Source organism: Nocardia sp. CA-119907 (genome assembly GCF_050955995.1).
Lineage (GTDB): Bacteria > Actinomycetota > Actinomycetes > Mycobacteriales > Mycobacteriaceae > Nocardia.
Genome location: NZ_CP192091.1, coordinates 5333308 through 5349966 on the forward strand (window position 1 = coordinate 5333308; position 16659 = coordinate 5349966).

At 64.1% G+C, this 16659-nt stretch carries 18 protein-coding genes; 7 read left to right on the forward strand and 11 right to left on the reverse strand.

Annotation, left to right across the window (positions count from 1 at the left end; translation table 11 throughout):
- Positions 1 to 36: 36 nt before the first annotated feature.
- From ACQP2D_RS23410 to ACQP2D_RS23425, 4 genes are read right to left on the reverse strand one after another with little or no spacing between them, the layout of a single operon-like run.
- Positions 37 to 279, reverse strand: a complete 243-nt coding sequence (locus ACQP2D_RS23410; protein ID WP_433678053.1) for a hypothetical protein — start codon at positions 277 to 279, stop codon at positions 37 to 39.
- Positions 276 to 680, reverse strand: coding sequence for a hypothetical protein (locus ACQP2D_RS23415; protein WP_433678054.1), 405 nt, complete (start codon positions 678 to 680; stop codon positions 276 to 278). The genes ACQP2D_RS23410 and ACQP2D_RS23415 overlap by 4 nt, the downstream gene beginning before the upstream one ends.
- Positions 677 to 910, reverse strand: a complete 234-nt coding sequence (locus ACQP2D_RS23420; protein WP_433678055.1) for a hypothetical protein — start codon at positions 908 to 910, stop codon at positions 677 to 679. The genes ACQP2D_RS23415 and ACQP2D_RS23420 overlap by 4 nt, the downstream gene beginning before the upstream one ends.
- A gap of 6 nt (positions 911 to 916) precedes the next feature.
- Positions 917 to 1870, reverse strand: a complete 954-nt coding sequence (locus ACQP2D_RS23425; RefSeq protein WP_433678056.1) for an ATP-binding protein — start codon at positions 1868 to 1870, stop codon at positions 917 to 919.
- A gap of 595 nt (positions 1871 to 2465) precedes the next feature.
- Here ACQP2D_RS23425 and ACQP2D_RS23430 point away from each other — a divergent pair.
- Entirely contained in the window at positions 2466 to 2855 is a 390-nt protein-coding gene (locus ACQP2D_RS23430) for a helix-turn-helix domain-containing protein (protein ID WP_433678057.1), read from the forward strand.
- 291 nt (positions 2856 to 3146) lie between these two features.
- A complete protein-coding gene (locus ACQP2D_RS23435; protein ID WP_433678058.1) occupies positions 3147 to 3674 on the forward strand; it encodes a DUF6508 domain-containing protein in 528 nt (175 codons plus the stop codon).
- A 192-nt stretch (positions 3675 to 3866) separates the two neighbouring features.
- Here ACQP2D_RS23435 and ACQP2D_RS23440 read toward each other — a convergent pair whose 3' ends face one another.
- From ACQP2D_RS23440 to ACQP2D_RS23460, 5 genes are all read right to left on the reverse strand, one after another.
- Positions 3867 to 4364: a hypothetical protein gene (locus ACQP2D_RS23440; protein ID WP_433678059.1), complete on the reverse strand. Its 498-nt coding sequence runs from the start codon at positions 4362 to 4364 to the stop codon at positions 3867 to 3869.
- A gap of 314 nt (positions 4365 to 4678) precedes the next feature.
- Positions 4679 to 5047 (reverse strand): hypothetical protein, encoded by a 369-nt coding sequence (locus ACQP2D_RS23445; RefSeq protein WP_433678060.1) that lies wholly within the window; start codon positions 5045 to 5047, stop codon positions 4679 to 4681.
- Between the two features lie 421 nt (positions 5048 to 5468).
- Complete coding sequence (locus ACQP2D_RS23450) at positions 5469 to 6755, reverse strand: hypothetical protein (RefSeq protein WP_433678061.1); 1287 nt, start codon at positions 6753 to 6755, stop codon at positions 5469 to 5471.
- Between the two features lie 6 nt (positions 6756 to 6761).
- Complete coding sequence (locus ACQP2D_RS23455; RefSeq protein ID WP_433678062.1) at positions 6762 to 7067, reverse strand: WXG100 family type VII secretion target; 306 nt, start codon at positions 7065 to 7067, stop codon at positions 6762 to 6764.
- The gene (locus tag ACQP2D_RS23460; protein WP_433678063.1) at positions 7067 to 7411 is read right to left on the reverse strand and encodes a WXG100 family type VII secretion target; all 345 of its coding nucleotides are present in this window, start codon (positions 7409 to 7411) and stop codon (positions 7067 to 7069) included. Before ACQP2D_RS23460 ends, ACQP2D_RS23455 begins: the two co-directional genes overlap by 1 nt.
- Before the next feature lie 754 nt (positions 7412 to 8165).
- On the opposite strand from ACQP2D_RS23460, the gene ACQP2D_RS23465 reads away from it, so the two are divergent.
- Positions 8166 to 9380: a tyrosine-type recombinase/integrase gene (locus ACQP2D_RS23465; RefSeq protein WP_433678064.1), complete on the forward strand. Its 1215-nt coding sequence runs from the start codon at positions 8166 to 8168 to the stop codon at positions 9378 to 9380.
- Positions 9381 to 9733: 353 nt separating this feature from the next.
- Here ACQP2D_RS23465 and ACQP2D_RS23470 read toward each other — a convergent pair whose 3' ends face one another.
- The gene (locus ACQP2D_RS23470; RefSeq protein ID WP_433678065.1) at positions 9734 to 9916 is read right to left on the reverse strand and encodes a hypothetical protein; all 183 of its coding nucleotides are present in this window, start codon (positions 9914 to 9916) and stop codon (positions 9734 to 9736) included.
- A gap of 153 nt (positions 9917 to 10069) precedes the next feature.
- On the opposite strand from ACQP2D_RS23470, the gene ACQP2D_RS23475 reads away from it, so the two are divergent.
- Together ACQP2D_RS23475 and ACQP2D_RS23480 are read left to right on the forward strand one after the other, a co-directional pair.
- Positions 10070 to 11035 carry a type 1 glutamine amidotransferase domain-containing protein gene (locus ACQP2D_RS23475; protein WP_433678066.1) on the forward strand — a complete coding sequence of 322 codons (966 nt, stop codon included), beginning with the start codon at positions 10070 to 10072 and terminating at the stop codon, positions 11033 to 11035.
- A gap of 263 nt (positions 11036 to 11298) precedes the next feature.
- The gene (locus ACQP2D_RS23480; RefSeq protein ID WP_433678067.1) at positions 11299 to 11502 is read left to right on the forward strand and encodes a hypothetical protein; all 204 of its coding nucleotides are present in this window, start codon (positions 11299 to 11301) and stop codon (positions 11500 to 11502) included.
- A 561-nt stretch (positions 11503 to 12063) separates the two neighbouring features.
- On the opposite strand, the gene ACQP2D_RS23485 is transcribed toward ACQP2D_RS23480, so the two are convergent.
- Positions 12064 to 14202, reverse strand: a complete 2139-nt coding sequence (locus ACQP2D_RS23485; protein WP_433678068.1) for an MMPL family transporter — start codon at positions 14200 to 14202, stop codon at positions 12064 to 12066.
- Positions 14203 to 14484: 282 nt separating this feature from the next.
- Between ACQP2D_RS23485 and ACQP2D_RS23490 the strand changes: the two genes are divergently transcribed.
- Together ACQP2D_RS23490 and ACQP2D_RS23495 are read left to right on the forward strand one after the other, a co-directional pair.
- Positions 14485 to 15741: a sensor histidine kinase gene (locus ACQP2D_RS23490; RefSeq protein WP_433678069.1), complete on the forward strand. Its 1257-nt coding sequence runs from the start codon at positions 14485 to 14487 to the stop codon at positions 15739 to 15741.
- Positions 15738 to 16415, forward strand: coding sequence for a response regulator (locus ACQP2D_RS23495; RefSeq protein WP_433678070.1), 678 nt, complete (start codon positions 15738 to 15740; stop codon positions 16413 to 16415). Before ACQP2D_RS23490 ends, ACQP2D_RS23495 begins: the two co-directional genes overlap by 4 nt.
- Positions 16416 to 16659 lie beyond the last annotated feature (244 nt).

The window sequence follows — 16659 nt, forward strand, 5'->3', positions numbered from 1 at the left end:
GTATCGAGCCGGTGAGTGCGCGTCGGATCGGCGGCGTCAGTCGATCGGCTCGACATCACGGGATTCGTGTTCACCGTCGTGCCAGCGACGTTCGGTCACCCACGCGCTACCGCGACCGCTCTCGATGAGGTAGCGGCACTCATACAGCACGCGCACCACCTGGCCGTGTATGTCGCGGCACTGGTGAATCACAGCCCATTCCTGGCCGTCGCCGAACGGGTCACGCTCGCCCGAAAGCGGCAACAGCGCTGGCGTACTGGCGATCTCGTGCGCGGTCATGAGCGGCGCCGGACCGGTGTGTACACCGGGGGCTGCTGTGTTCTGCTGGACCGTGTCTGCGATGAGCGGATGCGACCCCGTTTGAGGGCCGCGCTGATCAGCCAGTGGACTGTCCCGTCATCGAGCGGACAGACCTGCTCGAGGGTGAACGGCTGTCCGTGTTCGATGAGGGCGTCAAGGTTGTCGGAGATGCGTTGCTCGGCTGGCGAGAGGATCAGGCAGTCATACCGCAGGATCCGAGTCTGCAGGGTGCCCACCGTGATTCCGAGCTTGCGGGCAATCGCCTCGTGGCTCATCAGCGACTGGCGCAGAAACCGGTACTCCTCGACAAAGACCATGCGGGCGTTCTCAGCGGCGATGCGTGCGGCGCTGGGCTGAGAACGCCCGCGGCGGGGGCTCATGCCGACCTCGGCTGCGCGAGCTCATCGAGGTACTGGTGGTAGTGACATTCCCGCCACCGCAGCGGCCCGGAATCGCCATTGAGCCGGAACCCCTTGTCCGCCAAAGGATGCGGTTTCACCTGTGCCCGCCACTGCAACACCAGCTGCTTGGTCACCTTCAACCGTGCCGCGATCTCAGCGGTGTCGAGCAACCCGTGCTCGCACCCGTGTGCCTCACACCGTTTCGTCATTCGTTCTCACCCCCTCTCCTGCCCGTAGTTCTCGGAGGTCTCGACCGAGGCGCGGAGCCCGGCCTGTTTAGCGTCCACCGCTTCCATGGCTGTCTTGATCGCCACGATCAACTCCCGCAACGTGGTCGGAGAACCCTCGAGGTCGACCGTGGGTGCACCGAGCATCCGATAGGACTCGATCTCGAGGTAGACCGCGCGCAGCTGGTCCATGGATTCCACGTCGAGGATCCGTTGCCGGAACTCAGCAACGGTGGGAACGTCTTCGCCGCCGTCGAGCCAGTCCGCGATCTGGTTGGCCAGCTCCGCACCCGGGGTGGGAATCACCTGGTTGGTCAGAAACGGCAGGCGAGTCTTGGAGATGTGCAGGTTGTTGCGCAGGTCGAGGTCAGCGACGATGTCGAACTCGAACTCGAGGCCTTCCCGCTGCACCGGTCGGGTACCGACCTTGCGCGGCACCGAGCGGCCTTTGCCGTCCTCGTCGACGACGTATTCGGTCTTGGTGCGCATGGTGACGATCAGATGCCCGGGGAAGGTGAGCATCGCGTCGACCATCCGGCGCTCGTCGGGATTGGCTTCCTTCCACCCCGAGAAGCTGTTGCTGCCCGATTTGCGGCGATCGACCTGCTCGAGCATCCCGTCCTGGCCCATCCAATAGTGCGACCAGGAATCAATGATCAACGTGGTGAACCCATGACCGGCCGCCACCCCCAAGATCTCGACCAGACTCGCGGGTGAGAACCGCTCTGGCTCGACCGTTTGCCACTGCCAACCGTTGAGGCCCTGATATTTGCTGCCGCTGCCGTGCTCGGTGTCGACCATGCCGACAAGGCCGCCCTCACGGTGTGCCCATTCCGAGGCCAGCGCGAGGGCGGTATAGGTCTTACCCGACCCGGACGGCCCGGCCAGCGCCATGCGCGCCTTGCTCTTTCGCCGGACCGCGGGCTTGAACTCGAACGCCATCACCACCACCCGCGCGATGGGTAGGCGAACTGCCCGGCCGCCAAGGTCATGGTGGCCGGGTTAAACTGATACCGCATAACTACTCCCGTAGATGTGCACCGACCCGGCGGAGTGCTAGCCCGCCGGGTCAACCTTTTCTCCCGTAGACGAAATCTGATCTCCGTTCTGTTCGGCTACCTCTTCTCCTCGATCCGGAACATGTGCTCGGCCGGGACATCCAGTGCCGCAGCGAGTTTCGCCGCAAGCTCCGGGCTGCACGAACTCCGCGCCCCCGACCGCAACAGCCCAACGATGCTTTTGCCGCACCCGGCGCGCTCGGCAAGAACCCGCACCGGCACACCCTGGGTCTGCATCGCCTCACGTAATGCTGTCCGGGACTTCAACCTCGCCCGATAGACCATCCTGGCCACCCTCCTGTTTCCTCTCCCTGGAGCAGACAGTATCAGGAGAATCCATGTAAGGCCATCTGAACCTAGATCGGTGAAATATGTTTCCGCAGCTCAATACACATATATGATTCTGTTACGTGCACAAGATGCGCGCTTTGTGCACTAGTTGCTATGTCAGTGTGGACACATGCCCTACCCTTGTGGACATGCCACGCAAGCGCGCCATACCCGAACCCTGGGCCTCCGCCATGGCCGCAGCGGATATCACCAGCCGAAACGAACTCGCCGACACCGCCGGTGTACACCCGACCACCGTCAGCCGACTGATCGACAACCCTGAGCACCCGTCCTCGATCGACACCATCCGCGCCGTAGCTCAAGCCTTGAAGCTCGACGTGCGCGATGTCGCGCACTGGTCCGGCATCGCGCTCGAGCTCGACGAGCCCTACATCCCGCCACCGGAAGCAGCTCTCCTGGGCCGCGAGCAACGCAAACTCGTCACCGACCTCATCCGAGCACTTGCGGCGACGAACCGACATCCACGGCCGCCCTTGAAGATTCAGACCACCGGAATCGTCGTCCTATCCGGCGATTAGCTTGTTCCACAGGCGGCCACCGATGCATGGTTCGGATCGGGAGATCGTTGATGGAACCGAACGTGCATGGTCCGCGTCTAACCTACTGAGACCAACACCAACCGACGACTGAGAGAGTGTGCATGGCTCTGGCTTCCAGAGCCAAGCCTCGGCGCGGTTGTGATCGCTCGTATGACTCGCCGGTCGGGGGGTGATACCTGGCAGTGCGACCTGTTGGTTGCCGGGGGATGGTTTGGTCAGTCGCCCGTCAACGGCCGCCGTACGACCAGAATAGAGAGGTACCGCGCCGACGTGGAGCCGAGCGATTCCGATATCAAGGCACAGCTGCTCATCTCACCACCCAAGCGTTGGCAGCAGCTCTGGTCCGCGGTGGACGAGCTGCTCGCTGAGCAGCCCAGCCCGTGGGAGATCCGCACCCAGAACGCCGACGGTTCTCTGTGCATGCCCTACGCCGTCTACAGCGACGCCGTGGGGCACGTCCAGCACGCGTTGTACGAAGTGGACGCGATCGTGGGGTTCGATTGGACGAATTGGGACGGTATCCGGCTGCATCGAGGCGGCCAGGGTCTGGCCGATGCCCCGGTCGCCGAGGCCTGCCGAATGCTGACCGCGATAGTGCGGGCCGAGCGATTCAGCGACGGAACGATCGGGCACGCACTCGACGATGGCACGTTCCAGGCAGCCCTGCTGCGCCTTCGCAGGTGGTACGACGGCATAGCTGCGATCCACGCCGAGCACATTCACGCACCGCCAGGCCAGTCGTGGATCTCGCGACGCATCAGCGCGTTCCGCCGGTTTCAGGCGGTGCTACGAGAGTGAGTTGACGGTTCACTTCGATGCCTACACATGCTGCGACCTGCGCGGCTCGAAGCGACCAAACGCCAACACAGACTCCGAGTCGGAAGGACTGTTCACGAGGAGAAGACGTTAGTCCTGCTGGCGGACTGCCGCATTGGGCTTTCGGTACGCACTCTCATAGCCGCGTATCGCGCGGTTGGCCTGGGTGCGCGCTCATGGTCGCTTAGCCCGTTTCCCGTGGATGCACCACCACACCGCGCCGGCGATCGTCAATGCGGAGGAGAGCAGGAGTACCGCTGTGCCGTATCTGAAGTCGGCTCCGGTGATATGACTGCGGGAGTCAGTCCATATCAGGATGAAGGCGACGGTGGTAGCGAACACGGATCCGACGACTTCGATGCATGCGAGGACGAGTAAAGCTGCAAGCTTTTCCGGGGTCTGGACTCTCTCGAACATCAGACACGCGGCGAGGAGCAGCAGAACCGTTCCGATGAGCAGCACCCAAACGCCTGGCGTGCCGAACTGACGCGACCCCATCAGCGAGTACGTGGCGTCGAAATGGGGGTCGTGCGCCAGTGGGAGAAAGAGCCCGAAAAGGACTCCGAGACCACCCAACCCCACCATTGCTCGGCCCAAGCTGCGCCCTGCTACCTCGTCACTAGGGAGCTGGGGCAGCGTATGCACAGCCGCGGACTCATCGTTGCTCGACATGATGATCAAGTCTGCCAGCTGGTTGTTCTATTGCCGAGTTGTATTAGGCGACGAAAGCTGTATCTATTCAGCCCAATTGCGAACCACCGGTCTTGTCTAGGACATGAACGAACGTCCGTATACGCCGCATGGCGCGCTATACGAGGCGGCCGCGCGGCACGCCCAAAGATCAACGGACCGAGATCATCTCGGTAACCGCGCGCAAACCGAACTTCCGAAACTGCCAATTCGGGACGGATAGCCATGGAGGCATGTGCGCCCGCTGCACAGGACCAGGCGACACTCGACTAGGTGCTGCACGAGTGAGGACAGCTCTACAGAACCTCGATCCGCGCAGGCTCTGGCAGCGCCCGTGGGCGCTCCTCGGTATACCAGGCGTACTCGATTCCGTTGAGCCTGCCGTTCTCGACCCACAGGATCACCTCACCGACAGGTGCCCCGTTGCGGTCCGTGACCGCTCCGCTGGCAAAGATCCCGCCCGTCGATCCGGACGCCGACAGCGCACCGGGCAGCACCGCCAGATCAACGCTGGGCGAACCGACACCCAAAGTCGCGACGACTTGCGCGAACGGGATCTGCGACAGGAACTCACCCGCACCGGTGGCACCGGACGACAGCAGCTTGGTGACGACACCGGACTCGAGCTCGGTCAGCGCCCGCGGCTGAATCGGTGTGGCACTCATCAGCCCTCCCCGCAGGTGGTGTTACTTGAACCGCTTGATCAAGACATCGGCCGGGTTCGGTAGCGACACTGGGCACCGGTCTGTGTGCCACGCATACTCGAGCCCGTGTAGAAACCCATCCTCTGCCCAAAGGGTGATGAATCCAGTGACAGTCCCGCGCGGGTCGGTCACTTCACCGAATACTGGCAACTCGCCATCTTCAAAGCTCGACTTTGGCGCATCGGCAGAGACATGCAGATAGAGACTCGGCGACCCGTCGCTCCACATGGCAGCCACCCGAGTGTGCGCGATTTGTGATACGAACTCACTCGCACCGGGAAAGTCGACCGACAACAATTTCCGAATGATTGACTCTTCCAACGAAGAAAGCGGGCGTGGCATTGTCGATGTTCCATTCATATTTCCTCACCTTCCAAAAGCGTTAGGGAATGTACGCCGTACTGATCTTGAATACACCGTCAATCATCGCGCCGCGCATATGTATCGTATGCCCATCTATTGTTCGTACCAAAGCGTTTTCCGGCCCATAGACCCCCTCGGGAACCCCTTGAACACTCTCAATCAATTTTCTCATGGCTTGTTCCCGGCTACCAGATTGCTGGACAAATTCGTCTAGATTATGCTTCGAATAGTCGAATACATGTTTCATCGGTTCGTCCTTGAGCGCGTAGTCAAGCGAACTCTTCAACTTCTCGCGCGCGATCCTGGCGATATCGGCCGTGCGCTGCGCCATGAGGTCGGCGATGCGCTGGAGCGCCGCCCGTCTCGCGGCGAGATCCTCGCCGGTTTCGGTGACCTTGTCGACGAATTTTGCTAAGCGTTTAGCGGCAAGCACCCGGTCGACATACTTCTTCATCTTCAGCGCGAGCTTGCCCGCTTTGGCGGCAGCGATCGCCGCAGCACCGAACCCGGCCGTCAATGCACCCGCTATCACACCGAGGACGACGGTCTCGGCAACCTCCTGCGCAAGATCCTTGGCGAGATCGACCAGCAGCTGGCCCAATTGCGTCCGGAACTCCAGAATCGCGGAGCGATGATCGCGGCAGGATTTGGCGAGGTCCTTGTAGAGGGTGAGCACGCCCTCGGCGGACGCCTTCAGCTCTCGAAGGTCCTCGTCGACATGGGAGGCATCGGGAGCGGTTTCGCTCTCGAATGTCTTCGCCAGCTGGTCCAGCAACGTCGGCAGGTTGCCCACCCCTGATTCGGAGGAGGCAAGTTTGTCCCAGGCATCGGCGGCGGTCTGCAAGTCGTGGGGTTCCCCGTCGGGCATCGACACGCCGAAATCCTCGAGCGCCGACACCGCGAACCCGACATCGTCGAACAGGCCACTACCGGGCCCGCCTGCCGAGGGCGGCGGCGTCACGCATACCGACCATGCCGGCAACAAATCCGCTGGTTTCGTCGGTTCCGGTCGGCCGGTTCCCGCAACATAATCCGCTAGAGCGTGGTTGTAGCCGAGCTGGTTCAGTATCCCGGCGTAGTTGCCCATCGCGGTGACGAGTAGCTCGGTCATACTCCTCGCCGTGGTGACGGTCGCATCGTAGGACGTGGCCCACGCTTTGGATTCGCCCACATTGCCGCCCATATGGGCGGTTTCGCTCAGCGCGGCGATCTGTGTGGAGAAGATCCGCTGGCACGCGGTGGCGTAGGAATATAGTGTCTTGCCAGCCGAGGAATACACCGCAGGATCGACTACCAACGTCGTCATCGGGTCCTACGACCTGCCCAGCATCGCAAGATTCGCGGCGATGGCGGCCGTGTACCGGTCGTGCGCATCCCGGACGGCTTGGCGCATGGTGTCGATACCCTCGGAAACTTCGGTCGCCCCGGAGTGCCACTCGCGAAAAGCCTCGGCCTGCGCATCCGCGGCGGCGCCGTTCCAGTTCTGCTGCACCGTCGAGATGCGCTGCTGCAACCCGTCGAGACTGTCGTTGAGGAAACCGATGAACCCCGAGACCCGGGCGACCATCTGCTCGAGCTCGTCAAGATCGACACGGAAAGGCTGTGCGTTCTCGACCATCACAACTCCGGAAGGTCCAGCGACCCGGTGAACGCGAGGGTGGTGTCTGCCCGCGTCCTGTCCTGATCGTCCAGGGTCTTGCTCGTGACACCGAGCAGTTCGGCCATATTGGCCAGCACGTCGAGGATGGTGTCGGCGCCCTGCTTGGTTTCTGTCCACCCCGCGCTGAACGAATCGGCGGAGGTGCCACGCCAATTGGACAGCAGTGCTGCGATGTCCGTATCGATCGAGTTCAAGCCGTTGACGAGCGATTCAGCGACCTGCTGGACGTACCGGCCAGCGTCGGCGACTTCGTCGGGGACCAGCGCGAAATCGTTGGGGGTCGAGCCGGGTTGGCCTGTCATGCAGCCTCCTCGAACGTTGGTGCGGATCAACAGGTTAGACGCAAGTGGGTATTGGACGGTTCCCTGGTCGGGATGTGCCTTCGCTCACGCTATGGACGGTGTAGAAATGGGCAGTCTTGTCGTCACATGTTGGAGTGGCGTTCGGGTTCGATGTCAAATCGTGGTATCCAACCACCAGACGCCAGATCCCGGCCACACTGTTAGCGTCGCGGCGAGTGCGGTTGCGAATGACTTCACGGTTTCCGGCCCCCATCGCGTGCTATCGATAGCTGAATCTTATTGCGGCTATGGTGATTATGACTGATTCTGTGTCAGCACTCAGCTTTCGGCTCTGCTGATCAGCGCCTGGTCACACATGACGACGGCGCGCGAACTGCATCATTGGACATGCGCGATGTCGCGCATTGGTCCGGTATCACACTCGAGCTCGATGAGCCGTTCGTCGCACCACCAGAGGCCGCCCTCCTCGGCCGCGAACAGCGCAAGCTCGTGTCCGATCTTATCCGCGCGTTGGCCGCGACGAACCGACATCCCCGGCCCCCATTGAAGATTCAGACGAGCGGGGTGGTCGCAACATCCACAGATTGCAAGCAATAACAATCTATTCCACTGTATGAGCGGGTCACAAACCGCGTAATTATCTGCCTCCCAGTAGAATTGGAGTGCACAAGTCGGGCTAGCACCCGGAATTGATATCTACGGGAGTACAAATGAATAATCGCGTTGTCGCGCGCGCGGACGGCGAGGATGCCTGATGCCGCGCGAACGAATCAAGCCCGGACGGCACGGGAAGATCACGGTCACTGTCGTTCGGGATGCAGCCGGAAAACCGATCCGGCACATAGCAAAGACCAGGCTTCGCGACCTCGACGGCGCCCTGCGGAAGGTGGAAGCGACCGGGAAATCTAAGCCCAAGGCCATAGCGGCGCTCGAGGAAAAGCTGGCCCGGCGGGTCGCACCCTCGAAGTTCGAAATCACGGCGGATACGCTCGTGCACCGCCTTGCCGAGCGATGGCGGACAAAAGTCGAGCGCTCCAAGCTGTCTGCGAACACCAAACGCCGATACGGGGAGGTCCTGGACCTCCACATCGTCCCCAGAAGCGGCAAGCTGACCATCGCCGAGTGCACCACTCAGGTGCTGGAAGGGCTACTCGAAGACATTGCCGATGAGGTGGGCAGGCCGACCGCGAAGCTCGCGAAGACCTGCTTGTCCGGAATGTGGACGCTAGCAAGCCGATACGGCGCCAGTGCCGGAAATATCATCAAACTGCTCGCACCGATCCAGGTCGACGACAAACCGGTTGTGGCATGGTCACTGACCGAGGTGCAACGCATCCGAAGCGGGCTGCGTAGCGACAAACTCGCCGTCGCGAACGGTATCGCCGATCTGGTCGATCTCCTGTTGGCCACTGGATGCCGTATCGGGGAGACGATGGCGTTGAAGTGGAAGCACCTCGATCTCGACGCCGACAGGCCCACGGTGCTCGTTGAGGGGACCGTCGTCCGTATACGCGGCGGCGGGATGATCATCCAACCGCATCCCAAGGGCGGCCCGAACGGCAAACGCCGATTGCTGCTGCCTGAGTGGGCCGTAGAGCGACTGACCGCCCGCCGCGACCTGGTGCCGCATGAGCCCGAAGATCTCGTGTTCCCCTCCCAACGAGGGACGCTGCGCGATCCTCGCAATGCCCGCAAGCAACTACAGCGTGCACTCGACCGCATTGGCGTCACGGGAATACCCCAGAACCCTCATGCGGCGCGCAAGACCGTCGGCACGCATCTGGCCGAAGACGCCGACGGTGGGCAATCCGATATCGGTGTCGCGGCCGCGCAACTCGGCAACACCGAGGCGGTGACGCGAAGGCACTATGTCCAGCGCACCCATCAAGGTCCGGACGCCCGGAATCGCTTCGCTGCATTCGCTCTGCCGGATGAGCAAGACGGGACTGCCGCGATGAGCCGGACATGACCCTCAAGAGTGACCAGCGATGCCCGGCGCCGGTCACCACGGGATAGCAAACAACCAGCTCCCGATGCCCAGGCCGGACAGGGTGTCGGGAGCTGGAGGGAGCAGCATGTGCCGGCTTTTTGAAAAAGGTGAGTAAGTGGTGACCTGGGCCGTCAAAGCACCGCCCAGGCATCGACTGCAAGCCCCTGACCTGGGGGTTTGTGGGGCGGGCGGGGCTCGAACCCGCGACCAATGGATTCGCAGGCCAGTCGTCACCTGCGACTATCCACGGGGAGCACAGTAGGTGTCACCCAAGACGAGACCAACTGATCGGCATGCCGCTGGCGGTCGGCCAAGTCCTGTGGCTTTCGTTTCTATGTGGCCGGTGTGTACTGCCCATAGATCCCGCGAGGGTCGCCCTGCAAGTAGAGCTGATGCTCGTACTCGGCGCGGGCAACAAGGGCCGCTCGGCGGGCGGCACGCTCGGACCAGATATCACGAATGGTTTCTAGGGTGACGAGGGTGAGCGTGATCGGATAAAAGAGGATCGCGAGCACGATGAGGAGTTTGCGACGGGTGGAGTGACCATCGTTGCCATCGGATCGATGCCGCCGAGCATTACGCCGCCACTTCAGTCGGCCGCGATCCGATGGCTCCAAGAGGACATCGTCCTGCTACCGCCTCGAAATACCTGGTGCCCAGCTGGGGGATTGACCGGCGCCGAAGCCATCCTCACCCTCCGCGCCCTCATCAACAACGGAGACTTCCAGCCCTACTGGGACTTTCACCTCACCCAAGACCACGCCAGGTCCACCCGAACGACACGCCGGTCGCTGCCTGATCAACCGTGCCTACAGACCAGCCCCACCCATCTGCAATGGATGGCTCAACAGCCGAGTACCGGCTGCGATGATGTGCATATGCGCGTACTCATGCCGGTTCCCGACCACGACTTCGACGTCACCGAGGTCGCCGTGCCTTGGCGGATCCTGACCGACGCCGGACACGAGGTCGTACTCGCCACCGAGCGAGCGGGTACGGTGCCCGCGGCGGATCCGCGGCTGCTGACCGGAGTGATCTTCGGTCAACTCGGTGCTGAAGCCGAGCCCCGGACCTTCTACCAGCAGCTCGCTGGCACACCGGAGTTCACCGCCACGGTCTCCTGGTCAGAGGTCGATGTGGACGACTTCGACGGACTGCTCCTACCCGGCGGACATGCACCCGGCATGCGGCAGTACCTGGGCTCGGAGACACTGCAGCGGCAGGTTGCAAGGTTCTGGACCTTGGGCCGGCCGGTGGGCGCCATCTGCCACGGTGTCCTCGTCCTCGCCCGGTCCGAGGATCCCGCTACCGGCCGTAGCGTGCTTGCCCAGCGCCGCACCACCTGCCTGCCCAAATACATGGAGCGCATTGCGTATTTCAGCACCGCATGGCGACTCGGCCGCTACTACCGCACGTATCCGGCCTACGTCGAGGACGAGGTCCGCGCGACTCTCGATAACCCGGACACCCAATTCCAGCGCGGCCCACTCGAACTCACCAGACGCGGCACCGCCACCGACGACACCCCCGCCTTCATCGTCGAAGATCGCAACTATCTCTCCGCACGCTGGCCGGGAGACGCCTATCTGTTCGGACGCCGGTATCTTGCACTGCTGGAAGGCACCGAGCGCTGAGATCATCAATGTAGTGACTGGAGGTCGCCGACCGACTCGAAGCCAGTATCAACTCCGACGGCACCGACATCGACCACGCCCTCACCCTCGGCACACATGGCCGGGACCTGGTGAGAACATGCAACCTCATTGCCGACCCGCACTGCGCGCCTACCTCGAACGATCACACAACGTGATCGCCTTCCCCGGCGGGCCGCTGCAGCGACCGCCCACCACGTCCCCGCCCACATACGGCCAACACTTGGCTGACCGGGTCGGTCGGCATGGATCCCGCAGAGGTCATCGCCCCGGCGTTCGCCCAGGCCGACGCTCGCGACCCCACCCACGAGCGGACCTGGATCGCTGTGGTCGACGGCGATCAGCACCAGATCGACCTCATCGGCGCCGAAGCCGCCCGTCACCGGGCGCGCGTCCCCATCGTGCTGGATCTGGTGCGCGTCCTGGAATATCTCTGGCGTGCCGGATGATGCTTTCCCGCTGCCGGCGATGCTGCCGTTGAGGACTGGGGCGCCCATGCCCTGCAGGTTCTCGCGGGCCACGCCCGCCAGGTCGCCGACATCATCGAGGCCGACACACAGATCTGCCACAGGATCGTCGCGAAGCGCCGAAGCGACGCTACCTCCGGAGTCACCTCGAATTCCTCTGCTACGAAACAGCTTTGGTCCATGGCTGGCCGATCGCCACCTCAGTCATCGAAGGCGTGGCCCGCCAGCCACCGGTAACGAAATCGGTGCGGTAGCAGCAGAAACGACTAAAGAGAATGTGCAGATATCTCGGCCTCGTCAGGGTTGGCTCACGTTGAGCCAAAGGAACACCTGGTCCAGAAACCCGGCCAGAATTCGTTGGTATGCGCGACGGCACTCACTAGATGACGAATACGTCATCCCTCAGCGCTGATATCCGCTGGATTGGCACCCCTCGATCCAGATGCATGGTGCAGTCGTGGCCGGTGGGCAGTCTCGCCGCCAGCTGCGCGATCACGCCGACTTCGCGCCGCGCGCTCGGCGGATCCGCCAAGTCCGTGGAAATCAGCGCGGGCTCAGGTGTTCCGGCTGCGTCAATTGCGGCAGCCACTGCTCCAGCCATGCCGGAAGCCACCAGTTCGCCCGACCCAGCAGCGCCATGGTGGCCGGCACCAGCACCATCCGCACGATGGTCGCATCGAGCAGGATCGCCGTCGCCAGCCCGAGGCCCATCATGGTCACCATCGGGGACGGATTCACGACGAAGCCCAGGAACACCGCGGTCATGATCAGCGCGGCGGCGGTGATGACGCGCCCGGTGCCCGAGATGCCCCGCGCCACCGATTCGGCATTGTCCCCGGTGGCGTCGTACTCCTCGCGGATCCGTGAGAGCAGGAACACCTCGTAGTCCATCGACAGCCCGAACAGCACGGCGAAGGCGATCACCGGTATCGGTGAGGCGATCCGGTAGGTGTCCTCCAGCCCGAAGAGTCCAGCGCACCATCCCCATTGAAAGACCGCGACCAGAACGCCGTAAGCCCCTCCGATGGACAGCAGGTTCATCACGACCGCCTTCAGCGGCACCACCAGGGAACGGAAAACGATGAGCAGCAACAGAAACGACGTCACGAGAATGGCACCCACGAATACCGGCAATGTGTCACCGAGCTGCCGCGTGAGGTCATCGGTCATCGCCGTCATTCCCGACACGGCGACATTGTCCGGAACGAGATCACGTACACGCGTGAGTGTCTCACCGGTGGCAGGGTCCGAAGGCGCGGTCTCGGGCCGAGCGGGAATGATCGCGGCATCCCCCGCCGGCGCCAGCTCAATTGCCCCCACCTGCGCAATTCCCGGATCAGCCGCGATCCGCGCCCCCAGCTCCGCCAGACCCCCGCTGGTCACCCCCGCCCGCCGCAAGTCCACCACCACCAGCAGCTGCCCATTCACCCCCGGCCCGAACCCCTGCGCCAGCAAGTCGTATGCCCGCCGATGACTGGCCTCGGTCGTATCATCCCCGGCGTCCGGAAACCCGGTCTCCATCCACAGCGTCGGCGCAGCCAATGCCAGCAGCACCGCTCCGGCGGCCACCAGATACGGCCACGGCCGCCCCGCCACCCGATGCGCGAACCACCACCAAACCGTCCGCGTCACCGGAGCTCCCGTCGGAGTCGTCGACCGCCGCGCGCGCCGGCCGACTCGGCCCACATCGATTCGGTCGCCGAGCAGCGCCAGCAGGGCGGGCAGCAGTGTGAGGGCGGCAGCGATGGCGATCAGCACCACCAGTGCGGTGGCGAGACCGATCGACGTGAGCAGGCCGACTCCGGTCAAAGCCAGTGCCGCCATTGCCAGTACGACCGTGCCGCCGGAGAACGCCACGACCGCACCGGAGGAACTCATGGCCAGCGACAGCGCGTCAGCGTTGTCCCTGCCCGCCGTCCGATGCTCGCGGTATCTGGTCACGATGAACAATGCGTAATCGATGCCGACGCCCAGTCCGATCATCGCGGCAATCGTCGGTGCCGACGTCGAGACATTCATGGCATTGGCCAGCAGCACAATTCCGCCGAGTCCCACCGCGACCGCCGTCAAGGCGATCATGATCGGCGCCAGTGCCGCCACAACGGTACCGAGCACGACGAGCAGCACCACGAACGCCGCGAGCAGGCCGGCTACCTCGATTCCAGAGGTCTCGGCTTCCGCATTCACGAACGCGGCATCACCGCCCAGCTCTGCGGCCAGCCCCGCCGCGCGAGCCGGATCCATGGCCGCAGCGAGCGCAGGCAGCGCATCCGCACCCAACTCCGTAACCGGCACATCGAAGACAAGGTCGGCATACCCGATCCGCCCGTCGGCCGACACAGTGCCCGCCGCGAACGGATCCGTCACGCCCGCAACATGATCCACCTCCGAAAGGCGGGCCACGGCGGCCATGACCGCGGATCGGTCCTGATCCAGCCGCTCCCCGGGAGCGGCAGCGAACACCGCCATGGCAGTCCCGCGGGCCGCATCCGGAAAGCGTTCCTCCAGCAGCGCCATCGCGGTCTCACTCTGGCTACCGGGCGCGATGAAGTCATCAGCGAAGGCACCCCCGGCAGCGCCGGCCAAGGCCAGCAGCATCCCGAGGACGGCCACCCAGCCGCCCAGTGTCCGCCACGGCCTGCGTGCGGCCGCATCGCCGATACGGCGAGTGAATCGGTTCATGATCGCTTTCTCCCTGTACTCTCCCGGCGAACCGGGATCCGGCCCCCGAGGAGGCCACCCCGCGTCCACTCCGCAACCCGGCGGAGCGAAAGAGCGAGTTCGGCTCCAGTGGTCAATGGTCCGGGCCGTGGCCCCCTCGGTCGCCAGCCGGAAGATGGTTTCGTCCTCCGCCTCGGGAACTGTTCCGACAGGCGAATTCAGCGGGCTCGTCCGCCGCACGGGGGTCGCGGAATCCGTCTCGCGGCGGGTGATCGCGCTCGCGACTGCGCGTACGGTGAGGCCGTGCCTGCTGACGTCTCACCGACCGGCCCGCCGGTCGACAAACCGCGGGCCGCCGCGAACGGGTCGCCGCTGTCCTCGAACACGCCGACGGTGGCCATCGCTCGCGCTTTCCGGGGACCGTTCACCCGCTGGCCGCGCGCCGCGGACGCGGTCCTCGCGGTCGTAACCTTGCTGGCGACGGTGTTTCTCGTGGAAGGGCCTGGCGATTCGCTGCACTGGCGCGGACTCGGGGAGGTATCACCGGTTGTGCTGGTGATGTTCGTCGCGGCCAACGCCGCGCTGTACTGGCGTCGCCGCGCACCACTGCTGGTGCTGGGTTTGCTTCTGGTCGCGTGGATTCCGCTGCTGGTCGTCGACGATGCCGGTGTCGGAGGGGCGACCCTGGTGGCTCTCTACAGCGTCGGCCGGTACGCGGCCGACAGCTGGTGGGGCCCGACGGGAGTCGCGATCGCGATCGCCGCGGTCACTGTCGACGGGCGGGACCATCCCGGAAAGTGGTGGGAGGAGGCAATTCTCGACGCCGTGATGCTGGCCGGTGTCTGGTACCTCGGGCGCAGGCTACAACTGCGTGAGGAACGCGCAGCACAACTGGTACGCGAACGCGCCGCCGAGGCTCGCCGCATCGTGGCCGGCGAGCGCACCCGGATCGCTCGCGAACTGCACGATGTGGTCGCTCATCGGGTAAGCCTGATGACGGTGCAGGCGGGTGCTGCCAAAGCCGTTGCGGCCGAGGACCTCGCGGCGGCCGTGCAGGCAATGGGCGCTGTGGAGGAAGCCGGCCGCCAGGCACTGGACGAACTGCGGCATCTCCTCGACGTGCTGCGCCCCGACAGTGATTCCGACTGGCTGGGACCGCAACCCGGGCTCGCTGACCTCCCCCGGTTGGTGGCGCAGATCAGCGCCGCGGGCGTACCCGTCACCTTCGCGACCAAGGATCTGCCGGAAAGCCTGCCCGATCGCGTCGACCTGTTCGCGTATCGCATTGTGCAAGAGGCTCTCACCAATGTGCTCAAGCACGCGGGTCCGGGCACGCGAGCCCAGGTCAGGCTGAGCCGCGCCCCCGGTGGACTGACCCTGGAGATACTCGACGACGGCAACGGAATCGCACCCGAGACCCGTAAGCCCTCCGGTGGTCACGGCATCGTCGGAATGCGCGAGCGCGCACTACTGTTGGGCGGCAGCCTGGACGCGGGATCCCGGGCGGGAGGAGGATTCCGGGTGGTCGCCCAGCTACCGGTGGAAGGCGGTCGCCCATGACCGTCCGTGTTCTCATCGTCGACGACCAAGCGCTGGTCCGCGGCGGTTTCGCCATGATCCTGGGCATTCACCGCGATATCGAGGTGGTAGGCCAGGCCGGTACCGGAGCGGAGGCGATCGAGGCGGCGCACGCCCACCGCCCCGACGTCGTCCTCATGGACATCCGAATGCCCCATATGGACGGCATCGAAGCCACCGAACGCCTTCTCGCCGAAGCTGATTGGCCTGTCCGCGTCCTCATCCTGACCACCTTCGACCCGGACGAATACGTCTACCGGGCCCTGCGCGCCGGCGCCAGCGGCTTCGTCCTCAAAGACATTCCGGCCGAGCACCTGGCTGACGCCGTCCGCACCGTAGCCGACGGCGGCGCCCTCCTGGCCCCCACCATCACCCGCCGGCTGATCGGCCAGTTCACCACCCACCGCCCCGCCGACTCCGCCGTCGCCCACCGCCTGCACCGCCTGACCGACCGTGAACGCGATGTGCTCGTCGCCATCGCCCGCGGTCACACCAACTCCGAAATCGCCACCCACCTCTTCATCGGCCCCGCCACCGTCAAATCCCACGTCTCCAGCATTCTCACCAAACTGGGCCTGCGCGACCGCACCCAAATGGTTGTCTTCGCCTACGAAAGCGGCCTCATCACCCCCGGCGACCACGATATCGGCCATTGACCGGCCCGTACCCTCGCGGATCACCGCGGCGCGGGTGACCTGCAATCACGAAAAACGGGCGGTTCCGACTGACGTTGCGTCGCGACGATCGCAGCTGCCCACCCGTACCGCCTCAGCCACCGAAACTCGCCTGGTAGCAATACGTTTCGCAACATTCTTGGGACTGCTGGCCGCGGACATCTCGGCACGATGGCAAATCCGCTGCCAAAACCTCGACAAAGATCGACCGCGATGAGCCCCAGCG

Bases quoted from the DNA above. Each gene is read 5' to 3' on its own strand.
- ACQP2D_RS23410 (WP_433678053.1), bottom strand. From the start codon at position 279: ATGACCGCGCACGAGATCGCCAGTACGCCAGCGCTGTTGCCGCTTTCG.
- ACQP2D_RS23415 (WP_433678054.1), bottom strand. From the start codon at position 680: ATGAGCCCCCGCCGCGGGCGTTCTCAGCCCAGCGCCGCACGCATCGCC.
- ACQP2D_RS23420 (WP_433678055.1), bottom strand. From the start codon at position 910: ATGACGAAACGGTGTGAGGCACACGGGTGCGAGCACGGGTTGCTCGAC.
- ACQP2D_RS23425 (WP_433678056.1), bottom strand. From the start codon at position 1,870: ATGGCGTTCGAGTTCAAGCCCGCGGTCCGGCGAAAGAGCAAGGCGCGC.
- ACQP2D_RS23430 (WP_433678057.1), top strand. From the start codon at position 2,466: ATGCCACGCAAGCGCGCCATACCCGAACCCTGGGCCTCCGCCATGGCC.
- ACQP2D_RS23440 (WP_433678059.1), bottom strand. From the start codon at position 4,364: ATGTCGAGCAACGATGAGTCCGCGGCTGTGCATACGCTGCCCCAGCTC.
- ACQP2D_RS23445 (WP_433678060.1), bottom strand. From the start codon at position 5,047: ATGAGTGCCACACCGATTCAGCCGCGGGCGCTGACCGAGCTCGAGTCC.
- ACQP2D_RS23450 (WP_433678061.1), bottom strand. From the start codon at position 6,755: ATGACGACGTTGGTAGTCGATCCTGCGGTGTATTCCTCGGCTGGCAAG.
- ACQP2D_RS23455 (WP_433678062.1), bottom strand. From the start codon at position 7,067: ATGGTCGAGAACGCACAGCCTTTCCGTGTCGATCTTGACGAGCTCGAG.
- ACQP2D_RS23460 (WP_433678063.1), bottom strand. From the start codon at position 7,411: ATGACAGGCCAACCCGGCTCGACCCCCAACGATTTCGCGCTGGTCCCC.
- ACQP2D_RS23465 (WP_433678064.1), top strand. From the start codon at position 8,166: ATGCCGCGCGAACGAATCAAGCCCGGACGGCACGGGAAGATCACGGTC.
- ACQP2D_RS23480 (WP_433678067.1), top strand. From the start codon at position 11,299: ATGGATCCCGCAGAGGTCATCGCCCCGGCGTTCGCCCAGGCCGACGCT.
- ACQP2D_RS23485 (WP_433678068.1), bottom strand. From the start codon at position 14,202: ATGAACCGATTCACTCGCCGTATCGGCGATGCGGCCGCACGCAGGCCG.
- ACQP2D_RS23495 (WP_433678070.1), top strand. From the start codon at position 15,738: ATGACCGTCCGTGTTCTCATCGTCGACGACCAAGCGCTGGTCCGCGGC.